Consider the following 14,146-nt stretch of genomic DNA (forward strand, 5'->3'; position numbering starts at 1 on the left):
ACCGCAAGGTAAACGTGCCGCCGCGCCGGTTCAACCCGCAAAACACGCAAGTTTTCGCACAGGGGGAACGGTTTGCGCCGGTTCCCGCTTTCCTAAGCTGTAACAATCTGACATATGCAGCGCGAGGTCCACTTGGGGGCCACGCATTTGTGAAGGACGAAGATCATGAGAGCATTTCTCATCATTGTTGCAGTCGCTGTTCTGGGCTTTTTTGGCTACCAGTGGGGCGTGAACGGGAAAAACCCGGTCGAAGTATTTTCGGGCGCATCCGATGCGGCGATGGACGCTGCGGGCGATGCGGCTGATGCCGCGACCGAAGCTGCCGAAGGTGCCGTTGAAGCTGCGACCGAAGCTGCCGAAGGCGCTGTTGAGGCCGCGACCGAAGCTGCTGGCGAAGCCGCCGATGCCGTGACCGACACCGCCGAAGGTGCCGTTGAAGCCGCTGGCGAAGCGGCTGACGCCGTTGCCGACACGGCCGAAGGTGCCGTTGAAGCCGTTACTGACGCCACGGAAGAAGCAACTGACGAAGCTGCCGCCGCCGCTGCCGCTGCTGAAGAAGAAGCCGCTGCCGCCGCTGCCGCTGCTGAAGAAGAAGCCGCTGCCGCCGCTGCCGCCGCTGAAGAAGAAGCCGCCGCTGCCGCTGCCGCCGCTGAAGAAGCCGCCGCTGCCGCCGCCGCTGAAGAAGCCGCAGCGGCCGAAGCCGCCGCTGAAGAAGCCGCCGCCGCCGAAGCCGCCGCCGCTGAAGAAGCTGCCGCTGCCGAAGCCGCCGCCGCCGAAGAAGCCGCCGCCGCAGCGGCCGAGGAAGCCACAGCCGCAACCGAGGAAGCCGCAACTGAAATGGGCGATATGGCCGCGCTGCTGACACCCGAAGGGTTCGACGCCGCCAAAGTGATGGAAATGGTTCAGAACTCTGACCTTGGCGCGATCGCCAAAACGCAGCTTCTGGGTCAGATCGGCGAAGTCGCCTCCGATCCGTCCAAGCTGCCCGACGTTCTGGCAGCCATCAAAGAAGCGCTGGGCATGTAATCCCTGCTTTTACGACAAACGAAAAGGGCCGCGCGATTGCGTGGCCCTTTTTTGTTGCGACGGGCAGATGCGTCAATGGCTGCTTTGCGCCCGCTATGGCCGATGCTGCACGAAGCGCGATAGTCTGCTATGAAAACCTGAATGGACAGATGGAAACAATTTGCAATGACCGATCCTTTTCAGAACGTAGATGCTGCCGGTGAAGAGTTTATAGCGGCGTTTGCCGACTCGATGGACGCTCGACAATCAGATCCGAAAATGGAGACGATTGTTTCAAACTATCTCGCCAAGTTGCAGTTCCCAGAGGGCAGTCTGACAGTTGAAGTCGGGGCTGGTGCGGGTGCCGTCACGCGGCGGATTGCGGCCAGAGCCAAACCGGAAAGGGTATTGGGTTTTGAGCCGTCGTCGGGCTTTGTGAAGGAAGCCAAGACACGGGCGCTTACGCATGAAAACGCGTCTTTCAAAGTCGCGGACGGGACCGCATTACCACTTGATGACAATTCGGTTCAGAACTTAATACTTCATACCGTGCTAACCCATGCAGAAAAGCCCGATCTGCTTCTCAAAGAGGCGCGGCGCGTTTTGAAACCTGACGGTTGCCTCGTCGTTTGCGATGCAGACTTCTCTAAAGCGAGTCTCGGCAGTAGCGCGAGTGATCCGCTCGATGTTTGTGCAAGGGCGTTCGTCAATGAGTTTGTTACTGATCCACATATCGTTGCCAAACTGCGGTCTCTGATGACGGAAACTGGATTTGTTGTAGTCGAATTTGATGTTCAGAGCCGGACGATCGCAGATAATGATCAAATGCTGCCGTGGGTGGAGGAAACAGCGAAAAGAATGCTTGCCCGAGGGGACATCGGGCAGGAACTGTTTGATGGTCTCGTGTCGGAATACAAGCGTCGCGCAACCGCCGGAACGCTATATGGATATCAGGTCTTTGCGACAGCAATCGCTACCCCAGCCTAGCTATATTCCGGGGCCGTGTTTGTGGGGTAGAAGGCTAGGCAATCGCGATTTCAGGCCTTGGTCTGGCAGTAGCGAAGGTCCGTTTCACCCCGCCAAATAGCCGTCTATACGCCAGCGACCCCAAGTAAATTGGACCGTGCGAATACGCGACCCATTTTCTATCTTATGATGGGGCGCATCAGTCCAGAAACGCTTTTTCAACCACATATTGCGCGGGTTTGGAGTTGGCACCTTCCGCCAGCCCGTAGTCTTCCAGCATCTCTTTCAGTTCAAGATTGAACGCCAGATTGCCGCAAATCATCGCGCGGTCGTTTTGGGAACACAGCGGTTCCACGCCCAGATCCGTGAACGCCTCACCACTGCGCATCAGGTCGGTGATGCGGCCCATCTTGGCGCTCGGCTCGCGGGTAGTGGTGGGGTAGTATTTGATCTTTTTCCAGAACCCCTCGCCGATCACCTCGTTGAGCAGTTCATCATCCTTCAGGCTCTCGATAATCTCGCGGCCATAGGTCAGCTCGCCCGCCTCGCGGCAGGTGTGGGTAATGATCACCTCGTCATAATCCGCATAGGTCTGCGGTTCGCGCAGCAGCGATGCGAAGGGCGCAAAACCGGTGCCCGTGGCAAAGAACCAGATGCGCTTGCCGGGAATCAGCGCATCATGCACCAGCGTGCCCACCGGCTTGGGGCGCAGGATGATCTCGTCACCGACACTGATATGCTGCAAGCGGCTGGTCAGCGGGCCGTCTGGCACCTTGATGGAATAGAACTCCAGCTCTTCGTCCCAGGATGGCGAGGCAATGGAATAGGCGCGCAACAGCGGCTTGACCTTGCCGGTCTTGGGGTCCGGATCGCCCATCAGCCCGATCATCACAAATTCGCCTGACCGGAACCGCAGGGACGCCGGCCGCGTGCAACGAAACGAAAACAGACGGTCCGTGTAATGCGTCACACCCGTCACGGTCTGGGCATCGGGCAGGGTGGGCACGGCAGGTGTGGCGGCGGTTTGGGTCACTGGTTTTTGCTCGGTCATAATTTCATCAGCGGCATCTTAGGGCCGCCCTCCGTCATAGGCGTTGATATGGGTCAAGAAAAGGGGGGCTTATCCGCGCAGGCGGGCGCCATAGTCATGTGCGGCGTGATTGGCACGGGCCAGCCACTGATCCTCGGGCTGGCGGGCGGCAAGGGTTTCGCTGATTTCAACCTCGTCAAAGCCACTGCGGCGCGCCATGGCATATTGATCGGCGATCACATGGCCGCGCGCGCGAAGGCGGCCCGCATATCCCATCCGGCGCAGCATCGCGGCGATGGTAAACCCGCGCCCGTCCGCAAAACTGGGGAAATCGACGCGGATCATCTGCACGTCGACCAAACGGCAGGCCAGCGCAGCCGGATCACCGTCCGACGGGATATCCACGGCCGTGACAGGGTTGTTTGCCGCGACGTCCGAAAGGGGCGTCACATCTCCCTGCCAGTCATCAACACCAAATCCGGTATCTGTTATGATCACGTTCATCATCTTGTCCTTCGGGCGCACGGCCCATCTTCTTTTGTTCAAAAATACTCAGGAAATCCGGTCGCCCAAGGCGTTAACGCGCGGGGTGCGCACCAGTTTGCCATCCTCGAAATGGATGCCGCATTCTTCCTTGTCGGTATCGCGCCAGCGCCCCGCGCGCGGGTCTTCGCCCTGTGCAACCCGCGATGTGCAGGGCGCACAGCCGATCGACGCAAACCCTTGCGCCACCAGCGGATGGCGGGGCAGGCGGTTCTGGGCGATGTATTCCTGCAAGTCAGCCGTGTCCCAATGGGCCAGCGGGTTGACCTTGATGCGCGGCATGGCGTCTGCGGGGCGTTCGACCTCAAAGAATTCAAGGGCCGCGCGCTGTCCGCCCTGATAGCGCTTGCGCCCCGTGACCCAGCCGTCAAACCCTTGCAGGGCATCCTGCAAGGGCTGGGTTTTGCGCAGGGCACAGCAGGCATCGGGATCATGCAGATGCAGCAGGTTTTCGTTATCTTTCTCAAAGACTTGCGTGCGCGGCGCACGGATCACCCGCACGTTTTCCAGATGCAGCCGCTCGGCCACCTCCTGCTGATAGACCAGCGTTTCGGCAAACAGCATTTCCGTGTCGATGAACAACACCGGAACCTTGCGGTCAATCACCGCCGCCATGTGCAGCAATACCACGGATTCGGCACCGAACGAACTGACCAGCCCGACCGTGCCAAGATTCTTCAACGCATGCTCCATGACGGATGTGGCCGAATGGTTGGCAAAGCGGCGGTTCAGGGTCTGGGTTTTTCCATCAAGCGGCATCGGCTTTGTCCTCGCGATAAAGCACGGCCTTGAATGGCGCCATGCCAAGGCGGCGATAGGTTTGCAAAAAGGTTTCATCGGCGTCGGTGCGCAGGTCCAGATAACCCAGAACCAGCCGTTCAATCGCCGGAATGATCTGATCGGCGCTGAACCCCGGTCCGGCACGTTCACCAATCGCCGCATCCTCGGTTCCGTCACCACCAAGGGTGATCTGATAGTTTTCCACCCCCGCACGATCCAGCCCCAGAATGCCGATATGTCCCACGTGGTGATGGCCGCAAGCGTTGATGCAGCCGGAAATCTTGATCTTCAGCGGGCCAACCTCGTGCTCCAGCTTCAATTCATCAAACCGCGTGGCGATCTCTTGGGCAATCGGAATGCTGCGGGCCGTTGCCAGCGCGCAGTAATCCATGCCCGGGCAGGCGATGATATCGCTGATCAGCCCGATGTTGGCCGTGGCCAGATCGGCGGCGCGCAGGGCGGCATAAACTGCGGGCAGGTCGGATTTGTGCACATGCGGCAGGATGACGTTCTGTTCGTGGCTGATCCGCAATTCATCATGACCATAGCGGCGCGCCAGACCGGCCAGCACGCGCATCTGGTCGCTTGTCGCATCGCCCGGTGTCGCACCGTGTTTCTTGATCGAGACACTGACGATGGCGTAACCTTCCGCCTTGTGGGCATGCAGGTTCGTATCGCTCCAGCTGCGGAATGCAGGATTGGCAAGGCGCGCGGCCTCGAACCCGTCCGTATCGGCAGATTTGAACGCGGGCGGCGCGAACTGCGCTTCGATACCCGCAAGCAATTCCTGATCCACACCGCTGAACGCGGGGCGGATTTCGGCAAAGCGCGCCTCGACAAGCTCTTGCATCTTGTCCAATCCGTTTTCATGAACGGTGATCTTGATACGGGCCTTGTATTTGTTGTCACGCCGGCCCAAGCGGTTGTAAACACTGACGATTGCCTCGCAGTAGGGCAGCAGATCAGCCTTGGGCAGGAACGCGCGGATGACCTTGCCAACCATCGGCGTGCGCCCCAATCCGCCCCCGACGATGACCTCGAAACCCGCCGCGCCATCGCGCGTTACCATGCGCAAACCGATGTCATGGGCGCGGGTGACGGCGCGGTCGCTTTCGGACCCCGTGATCGCGATCTTGAACTTGCGCGGCAGGAACTGGAATTCGGGGTGATCTGTCGACCACTGACGCAGCAATTCGGCAACCGGGCGTGGGTCTTCGATTTCATCCGCCGCAGCACCGGCGAAATGGTCCGCCGTCACGTTGCGGATCGTGTTGCCGCTGGTCTGGATCGCGTGCATCCCCACATCGGCCAGCGCATCCAGCATGTCAGGCACATCGCGCAGGGCAGGCCAGTTGTATTGGATGTTCTGGCGGGTGGTGAAATGGCCATAGCCCTTGTCCCACTTGTCAGCGATCATCGCCAACTGGTCCATCTGGGCGCTGTTGAGCGTGCCATAAGGGATCGCCACGCGCAGCATATAGGCGTGCAATTGCAGATAAAGACCGTTCATCAGGCGCAGGGGCTTGAATTCATCCTCGGTCAGCGATCCGTCAATGCGGCGTTCCACCTGCGCGCGGAATTGCGCCGTGCGGGCACGGACGAAATTGCGATCAAAGTCATTGTATTGATACATCTTTTTTCCTTTCGCGACCAAATCCTTGCAAAGGATTTGTGATCAGAGTTTCGACGAAACTCTGTCAGGCGGATTGCTTGCCGTGGGCATAGTTGGACGGGCCGCGCGTGCGAAACGCCTCGCGGAAATGGGTCGGGGCGGGGCCATTGGCGCTCTCTTGTGCATCCACCAGATACACACCGATAACCACGTTTGACTGCGCCTCGGCGTCCAGCAGGCGGATCGTGGCATGGGCCTCGTCCGTGATCAGTTCGGCCTGCGCCATGTCGGTGCTCCACCGGTCATCCTCGGTCAGCCAGACCGCGTCGCCTTCCAGCAGGCGGTTGGCGGTGATCACTTTGGGCGTGAAAGCGCGGCTCATTGTGCGATCTCCTGCAAGGGGATGGTTTGGGCGGCGGCCACAGCGGCGCGCGGGGCCAACCCGAAAAGGGTCAGGGCAGGGCCGGACAGATCGGCCTGCGTCAGGGTTGGTTCAAGTTCGCCCAAGGTCGTGGCCAGCGTGAACTGGTCGGGGCGGCTGACGTTTTCGATCACGGTGACGGGCGTGGCCGGATCGGCCCCGTGCATCAACAGGCGGCCTTGGATAAAGCGGGCCGATTTCTTGCCCATGTAGATCGCCGCAACCTCGCCCTGCCGCGCCAGCGCGCGCCAGTCATGATCGGCAAAGCCGCGGGTGTCGTGGCCTGTCAGGAACCGCACCGAGGAATTACGCTGACGCTTGGTCAGGCTTTGGCCGATGCCCGCGACTGCCGCGCTGGCCGCCGTGATGCCGGGGACAATGCAATAGGGCAGCCCCGCATTCGTGATTGCGTCCAATTCCTCGTCCAGACGGCCAAAAACTGTCGGATCACCCGCTTTCAGGCGCACCACATGCAACCCCCGTTGCGCGTGACTGACGATCAGATCATTGATGTCGTCCTGCGCCATCGCTGTCCCAAACCCTTCCTTGCCCGCATCAATGATCACCGCTTCGCGGCGGGCGAGTTCAAGGATTTCGGGGGTCACAAGCCGGTCGTGGATCACCACATCGGCCTTGTCCAAAGCATTGCGGGCCTTGAGCGTGAGCAATTCAGGATCGCCCGGACCTGCGCCGACAAGGTCAACATGGCCCGCTTTCGTGCGGGTCTGGATGTGATCATCCAGCAAGGTTTCCAGGGCAGGGATCACGCCGTTTTCGCCATGTTGCGCAATCGCTTGTGGACCGGACTTAAAGTAGAATGCCGACCAGAAATCGCGCCGCTTCGCGCCCATGGGCAGCACATCCACCGCCTTGCGGAATGTCTTGCCGATGCGGGCAAGCGGGCCAAGGGTCGCGGGCAGGCGCGCCTCAAGATCGGCCTTTATCGCGCGGGCCAGCACGGGGGCTGCCCCTTCGGTGCCGATGGCCACGGTGACCGGATCGCGATCAACGATCGCGGGGGTGATGAACTGGCTGTCGGCAAGATTATCGACGATATTGACCAGCGCTCCGTCACGATGGGCAAGGGCAGCCACGCGGGCATCCTCGGCGTCATCTTCGTTGGCGGCATAGAACAGCGCGGCGCAAAGCGCATCACCGGGTTCCTGTGGGCGCAGGATCAGCGTCAGCTTGTCCTCGGACGCCCAGCGATGGATTTCCGGCGCTGCATCTGCGGTTACAACGGTCAGGTGCGCCGTGGTTTTCAGCAGCAGGCGCAGCTTGGCCAAGGCGGCGTCCCCGCCACCCGACAGGACCACGCGGCGCCCCTCCAGGGCCATGAAGATTGGAAAGTGGTTCATCAGACAATCCTTTGTTGCCCCATATATAGAACGTTTTCCCGATAATTTGCTATTGCGCCGCGCGAAAAGGGACGTATGTTTCCGATGGCGGCGGGAATGGACCCGCTGTTCCAAACAAGGTGGAAAATCGGAATGGCCGTGCGGATCGACGAAACAGACCGGAAAATCCTTGCAGCCCTGCAGGCGGATGCTGCTAGGTCACTCGACGAAATCGCCCGCGAAATCGGGTCATCCAAGACGCCGGTGTGGAATCGCATCCGCAAGCTGCGCGAGGCCGGGGTGATCGGCCAGCAGACCGTCCTTCTGGACGCCGAGGCGCTGGGGTTCGAGGCCTGTTTCTTTGTGCTGATCCGCACCTCGGAACATGATGCGGGCTGGCAGGGCAAATTCCTGAAAGCCCTGCAAAGCCGCCCCGAAGTGCAAGAGGCGCACCGGCTGGCGGGTGACATTGATTACATCCTGAAAGTGCGCGTCAAGAACGCCCGCGCCTATGACGTTTTCTATCAGGCGCTGATTTCCGAAGTGCGGGTGCACAATGTGACGGCGCTTTTGTCGATGGAAGAAATCAAATCGACGGTGGCATTGCCCCTATAGCGTTGATTTATATTGAGTATTTTTGAACAAAAGAAGGGGCGCGTCAGCGCGTCACCATCAGGCGTTCCAGCCCGTGGAAATGATAGACATCGGCGTAGATCGGCGGTTCGGCCAGCGCCAGATCGGGGCAGCGCGCCCATAAGATTTGCAGCGCGATCAGAAGTTCCAGACGGGCCAGCGGTGCGCCGACACAAAAGTGTATGCCACCGCCAAAGCTGGTCATTTGTGGCCCCTTGCGGGTCGGGTCGAATGTTGCGGGATCAGGATAGGTCAGCGGATCGTGATTGGCCGCTGCCAGCAGGCAATTTACCTGATCGCCGCGTTTGAATTCATGCCCCAGCAGCGTCACGTCCTCTTGTGCCCACCGCGAGAAGATGTGCAGGGGCGGATCATAGCGCAGCACTTCTTCGACCACCCGCGCATCAATCGCTGTAACACCCTGTTCCAGAAGGGTTTTCACACCGTTGCCCATGGTATGCACCGTGGCCTCGTGTCCGGCGTTCAACAACAGGATGCAGGTTGTGATCAGCTCGTCCGTGGACAGGTGTTCGCCGCCTTCTTCAGCGGCAATCAATTCGCTGATCAGATCATCGGTGGGGGCTTTGCGTTTTTCGTCGATATAGCTGGTAATGAAGGCGCGAAAGGCCAGTGTGGCTTCGACGGCCGCATCCTCGATCGCGCGGGTGCGGTTGGCCTGATACATGGCTACCATCGCATTGGACCAGCGCAACAGATCGTCGCTGCGCGCCTCGGGCACACCCAGCAAGCGGGCGATGATCACCACGGGCACGATGCGGGCATAGGTATCAAGCAGGTCAAACGGACCGTCGGGAAACCGGTCGATCAGATCATGACAAAGGCTTTCGATATCCGGCTGCAGCGCCGCAATCCGGCGCGAGGTGAACGCGCGCAGGACCAGACCGCGCAGGCGCGTGTGCCGGGGCGGTTCCAGTTCCAGCATGGAATGCGCCTCGATATCATAAAACGGCTGCACATGCGGTGCGATGTGCGGGGCCACTTCGGGCGGGATTTCACGCCCCATCCGGCGGTCCTTGAGGATCGTCATCGTCGCGCCGTGGGTCGTTGTGCAAATCACGCCGTAGTCTTCCCACAGGAATAAGTCACCCGCCGCGCGGGCGCGATCATAAAACGGGTAGGGGTTTTGCACGAAGGCGGGATCGGTCGGGGATTGGCGCAGTGATTTCATGGACACAGGTTTGCGCCTTGGCACTGGTCTTTGCAAGCGGCCCTTTCTAAGGTCGGATCATGGGAGGATCACTTCGCAACCGCGCCTTCGGGGTGCTGGCCTATCTGGCCCTTGTCGCTGCCTTTTCGGGGGGTGTCTGGTGGGTTGGCTATACGGCCGCCCTTGATCAGCTGGAACGGCGCGGGCGGGCGGACCTCGCACTGGCGGCCGACCGGCTGACCAGCCAGTTGCAGCGCTATCGCGAGGTGGCCGTATTGCTGGCGGATCATCCGGACTTGCAGGTTGGTGGCGACCCCCGTCGCGCCCGCGCGCTGCTGCGCGAAACCGCTGACCGGACCGGATCGCTGGATGTGATCGTGCTGGACGGGGCCGGGCGCGAACGTATGGCTGCCGCGGATGCCGTGCCCCAGGCCCATGCCGGAACCCCCTATTTCGAGCGCGCGATGGATGGCGCATTGGGTGTTTACCATCTGGTCAGTGACCGCTTTGGTGGCCGTTATACGCGGCGCGCCTTCATCTTTGCCGCGCCGATGTTTTCACCGCAGGGACCGGTGCAGGGCGCAGTTGTGGTCGTGGCCGATGTGGATGCGGTGGAATCGGCCTGGCGCGGTGATCGCCCGACCATGTTTTTCACCGACGACGCAGGTGTTGTCTTTGTCTCGAACCGGTCCGAGCTGATTTTTCGCGCGCGCGCTGGTGATCCCGTCAGTGCCGCGCAGTCACCCGAATATCCGACCGGATCGGTGACGGCCTTTGTTGCCTATACACCGCGCTATGTGGGCGGTCACGAGATCTGGCGCGTGGATGGCGGCCCCTATGTGCCCGCACGCGCCCTGCATCTGACGCTTGAATTGCCGGTGATTGAAATGACCGGCGAGGTGTTGCTGGATGTCGCGCCCGCGCGTCAGCTGGCGTTCTTGCAAGCCTCTGTCGCGGCGGCCCTTTGTCTGGCATTCGGCGCGCTGTTGTTTCTGGCAACCGAACGGCGCCGCACCCTTGCAGGGGCCAACGCGCGCCTTGAAGAACGCGTTGCAAAACGCACCGCCGAACTGATCGCCGTGAACACCGATTTGCGCCGCGAAGTGCAGGAACGCACCGCCGCAGAGGCCCGCCTGCAAAAGGCGCAGGCCGATCTGGTGCAGGCGGGCAAGCTTTCGGCGCTGGGGCAGATGTCGGCGGGGATCAGCCACGAATTGAACCAGCCCCTGATGGCGATCCGGTCGTTTGCCGAAAATGCGAGCGGGTTTCTGGAACGTGGCAAGCCCGATGTGGCGGCGCAGAACCTGTCGCGCATATCCGATCTGGCCCGCCGGATGGGGCGGATCATTCGCAACCTGCGCGCCTTTTCGCGCCACGAAAGCGAACCCCTGTCCGATGTGGATATCTGTGCCGTGGTCGATACCGTTCTTGAAATGAGCGCGGCGCGCGCCCATCAGGCCGAAGTCGCATTGCACTGGGATGCGCCAGCGGCCCCTGTGCTGGTGCGGGGCGGTGAGGTGCGTTTGCAGCAGGTGTTGTTGAACCTGATTGGCAACGCGATTGACGCAATGGAAGGCTGCACCCCGAAACAGGTGACAATCAGCCTTGTCGCGCAGGGCGATCGTGTTGAACTTGGTGTGCGCGACACCGGGCCGGGCCTGTCGGAACCCGAAAAGATTTTCGACCCGTTTTATACCACCAAACAGATCGGCGCGGCCGAAGGCATGGGCCTTGGCCTGTCGATTTCATATGGGCTGGTGCAAAGCTTTGGCGGCTCGATCAAGGGGCGCAATCACGTGGATGGCGGGGCGGTCTTTACCGTCGAACTGGACGCCGCCAGAAAGGCCCAAGCCGCATGAGCAAACAGGTCCTTTTGGTTGATGATGATCGCGAGGTGCGCGAGGCCTTGGGTCAAACCCTTGAACTGGCTGATCTTTCGCCGGTTCTGGCGGGATCGTTTATCGCCGCCAAGGATCATATCACCGCTGATTTCGATGGGGTGATCGTCACTGATATCCGTATGCCGGGGCGCGACGGGTTCCACCTTTTGACTCATACGCGCAGTGTCGATCCTGACCTGCCGGTGATCTTGCTGACCGGCGAGGCCGATGTGCCGATGGCCGTGCGCGCCATGTCGGAAGGGGCGTTCGGGTTTCTGGAAAAACCCTGTGGGCCGCAGGATCTGCTGGGATTGGTGGGCAAGGCGTTGCATGGACGCGGGCTTGTGCTGGAAAACCGCCGTTTGAAATTGCAGGTGGCGCAGGGCGATGCGGCGGCGCGGATGCTGCGCGGCACCTCGGCGCAATCCCAACAGCTGCGCGAGAGGGTGCGCGCGGCGGCCCGCGCCGCCGCCGAGGTTGTGGTCACAGGCGAACCCGGATCGGGAATCGCCAAGGTTGCCGAAGTGATCCACCTGCTATCATCCGCCGGAAACCGCCCCTTTGTGAAATGCGCGGCGGCGTCACTGACCACGCAAACCCTGGGTGCGGCGTTTCAGGATGCCGCATCCGGCACGCTTTATCTGGACGAAATCACCGGCCTTGCACCGGCCGTGCAGTTTGCCCTGATGGACACGCTGGAAAACGGTGCATCGGCGCGCGTCATTTCCGGCACAACGCAGGATATCGCCGCCAGCGTCGATGCCGGCCACCTGAACGGCGATCTGTTCTATCGTCTTGATCTGATGCGCGTGCATATCACGCCCCTGCGCGACCGGAGCGAGGATATTCCGGTGCTGTTTCGCCATTATGTCAGCGTGGCCTGCGAGCAGGCGAACCTGCCCGAACCCGATATCACGCCCGACGTCTTGGGCGGATTGATGGCGCAGGACTGGCCCGGCAATGCGCGTTCATTGATGAATGCGGCGATGCGCTTTGCCATGGGGATCAGCGATATGCCGCGCGCTGATGCGGACGATATCCTTGGGTTGGCCGAACAGATGGCACAGGTTGAAAGGTCGCTGATCATCGCCGCCCTGCGCAGAAACGACGGGCAGGTGACGCAAACAGCACAGACGCTGCGACTGCCACGCAAGACCTTTTACGACAAGCTGGCGCGCCACGGGTTGCGCGCCGAAAGCTTTCGCAAAAGGGGCGATGCATCATGACAGCACCACAGCGCCGGGGCCGTGCTGCACGTCAGGCAGCCCCTGTCGCGCGTCAGGTAAACTATCGCCAGCTGCGCAATCCTTTTACGCCGCAGGTGGTGTTCTCGGAGGATGAGGTCGCAGGCCTGCACGCCACCGCGCTGCGCGTCCTGCAGGAACTGGGCATCAGGATTTTGCTGCCCGAAGCGCGCAAGATGCTGGGTGCCGCAGGCGCAATCGTTGATGATGATATGGTGCGGATCGGGTCCGATATGGTCGCCGCCGCCCTTGCCACGGCCCCTGCCAGCATCCCGATGCGCGCGCCCAATCCGGCCCGTGACCAGACCTATGAAAACGGCGCGCTGATCTTTTCCGCCGCCGGTGGCTGCCCCAATGTGTCGGATGCGACCAACGGTCGCCGCCCCGGCGATCTGGCCAGTTTCACCGATGCGATCAAGCTGGTACAAAGCTTTGATGTGATCCACAAGATGCCCATCGCCCCCGAGGCACAGGATATCCCGATCAACCTGCGCCACCTTGAAACGACGCTGGCGCAACTGGCCTATGCCGACAAATTGCTGACCGTCTTTGCGCGCGGCACGGGGCAGGCGGAACAGTGTTTCGCAATGGTGCAGATGGGTCTGAATCTGTCGGCGGATGCGTTTGCGGCGGCCACATGGGTCAGCACGGTGATCAATTCCAACAGCCCGCGGATGCTGGATGTGCCCATGGCGCAGGGCATCATTGATTTCGCGCGCGCAGGGCAAATGACGATCATCACGCCGTTCTGTCTGGCCGGTGCCATGGCCCCCGTCACGGTCGCGGGGGCGCTGGTCTTGCAACACGCCGAGGCACTGGCGGGCATCGTGCTGGCGCAGGTTGCCAAGGCAGGCGCGCCGGTCAGCTACGGCGGGTTCAGTTCCAACGTCGATATGAAATCGGGTGCACCCGCCTTTGGCACACCCGAACATATCAAAATGCAGCTTGGGGCAGGGCAGTTGGCGCGCCATATCGGCCTACCGTGGCGGTCTGCCGCGGGGTCCGCAGGCAACACAGCCGACCCGCAATCGGTGCATGAAAACATCATGGGTCTTTGGGGCGCGATGAGTGCGGGCGCGACCCTGACACTGCATTCCGCCGGTTGGCTTGAGGGCGGACTGACCTTTGGTTTCGAGAAATTCATCTGTGATATCGAGGCGGTGCAGACCCTGGCCGAACTGTGCGCGCCCGTCGATGCAAGTGCCGCCGGTATGGCATTCGACGCGATCCGCGGCGTCGATCCCGGCGGGCATTTCTTTGCCTGTCCGCATACGATGGAACGGTTCGACACAGCTTTTTACGCACCGATAAACGCGGACCTGTCGACCTTTGGCACATGGACAGCCAATGGCGCGCAAAAGGCCGAGGACCGCGCCGCCGAAATCGTGCGCCAAACCCTTGCCGATTACACCCAACCCGCAGGTTGCGCCGAAGCGGCCGAGCGGGTCGCGCGCTTTGTTGCCGACACGCGCAAAGCGGGCGGGGCGCAACCGCTGACAGGGTAGCGTGCAGGCGCCGAGAACCTGT

At 61.2% G+C, this 14,146-nt stretch carries 13 protein-coding genes; 6 read left to right on the top strand and 7 right to left on the bottom strand.

All coding sequences use genetic code 11. From position 1 onward, the window contains the following. Window positions 1-165: 165 nt before the first annotated feature. A complete protein-coding gene (locus SJY21_RS00800) occupies window positions 166-1,026 on the top strand; it encodes a hypothetical protein (RefSeq protein ID WP_377504805.1) in 861 nt (286 codons plus the stop codon). 165 nt (window positions 1,027-1,191) lie between these two features. Beyond that, window positions 1,192-1,992, top strand: coding sequence for a methyltransferase domain-containing protein (locus SJY21_RS00805; RefSeq protein ID WP_377504808.1), 801 nt, complete (start codon window positions 1,192-1,194; stop codon window positions 1,990-1,992). 178 nt (window positions 1,993-2,170) lie between these two features. Here SJY21_RS00805 and SJY21_RS00810 read toward each other — a convergent pair whose 3' ends face one another. From SJY21_RS00810 to cysG, 6 genes are all read right to left on the bottom strand, one after another. After that, window positions 2,171-3,022 (bottom strand): ferredoxin--NADP reductase, encoded by an 852-nt coding sequence (locus SJY21_RS00810; RefSeq protein WP_377504811.1) that lies wholly within the window; start codon window positions 3,020-3,022, stop codon window positions 2,171-2,173. Window positions 3,023-3,091: 69 nt separating this feature from the next. Further along, a complete protein-coding gene (locus SJY21_RS00815; RefSeq protein WP_377513092.1) occupies window positions 3,092-3,505 on the bottom strand; it encodes a DUF934 domain-containing protein in 414 nt (137 codons plus the stop codon). A 48-nt stretch (window positions 3,506-3,553) separates the two neighbouring features. Continuing rightward, a complete protein-coding gene (locus tag SJY21_RS00820) occupies window positions 3,554-4,303 on the bottom strand; it encodes a phosphoadenylyl-sulfate reductase (protein ID WP_377504814.1) in 750 nt (249 codons plus the stop codon). Further along, window positions 4,293-5,957, bottom strand: a complete 1,665-nt coding sequence (locus SJY21_RS00825) for a nitrite/sulfite reductase (protein ID WP_377504817.1) — start codon at window positions 5,955-5,957, stop codon at window positions 4,293-4,295. Before SJY21_RS00825 ends, SJY21_RS00820 begins: the two co-directional genes overlap by 11 nt. Before the next feature lie 64 nt (window positions 5,958-6,021). Further along, window positions 6,022-6,318, bottom strand: coding sequence for a DUF2849 domain-containing protein (locus SJY21_RS00830; RefSeq protein ID WP_377504820.1), 297 nt, complete (start codon window positions 6,316-6,318; stop codon window positions 6,022-6,024). Continuing rightward, a complete protein-coding gene (gene cysG / locus SJY21_RS00835; RefSeq protein WP_377504823.1) occupies window positions 6,315-7,715 on the bottom strand; it encodes a siroheme synthase CysG in 1,401 nt (466 codons plus the stop codon). Before cysG ends, SJY21_RS00830 begins: the two co-directional genes overlap by 4 nt. 132 nt (window positions 7,716-7,847) lie before the next feature. Between cysG and SJY21_RS00840 the strand changes: the two genes are divergently transcribed. Continuing rightward, a complete protein-coding gene (locus tag SJY21_RS00840) occupies window positions 7,848-8,309 on the top strand; it encodes an Lrp/AsnC family transcriptional regulator (protein WP_377513094.1) in 462 nt (153 codons plus the stop codon). 43 nt (window positions 8,310-8,352) lie between these two features. Here SJY21_RS00840 and SJY21_RS00845 read toward each other — a convergent pair whose 3' ends face one another. After that, a complete protein-coding gene (locus SJY21_RS00845; RefSeq protein ID WP_377504826.1) occupies window positions 8,353-9,516 on the bottom strand; it encodes a cytochrome P450 in 1,164 nt (387 codons plus the stop codon). 59 nt (window positions 9,517-9,575) lie between these two features. On the opposite strand from SJY21_RS00845, the gene SJY21_RS00850 reads away from it, so the two are divergent. From SJY21_RS00850 to SJY21_RS00860, 3 genes are read left to right on the top strand one after another with little or no spacing between them, the layout of a single operon-like run. Then, window positions 9,576-11,354 carry an ATP-binding protein gene (locus SJY21_RS00850; protein ID WP_377504829.1) on the top strand — a complete coding sequence of 593 codons (1,779 nt, stop codon included), beginning with the start codon at window positions 9,576-9,578 and terminating at the stop codon, window positions 11,352-11,354. After that, a complete protein-coding gene (locus tag SJY21_RS00855) occupies window positions 11,351-12,601 on the top strand; it encodes a sigma-54-dependent transcriptional regulator (protein ID WP_377504832.1) in 1,251 nt (416 codons plus the stop codon). Before SJY21_RS00850 ends, SJY21_RS00855 begins: the two co-directional genes overlap by 4 nt. Continuing rightward, the gene (locus tag SJY21_RS00860; RefSeq protein ID WP_377504835.1) at window positions 12,598-14,124 is read left to right on the top strand and encodes a trimethylamine methyltransferase family protein; all 1,527 of its coding nucleotides are present in this window, start codon (window positions 12,598-12,600) and stop codon (window positions 14,122-14,124) included. Before SJY21_RS00855 ends, SJY21_RS00860 begins: the two co-directional genes overlap by 4 nt. Window positions 14,125-14,146 lie beyond the last annotated feature (22 nt).

Source organism: Octadecabacter sp. R77987 (assembly GCF_042466115.1).
GTDB lineage: Bacteria > Pseudomonadota > Alphaproteobacteria > Rhodobacterales > Rhodobacteraceae > SW4.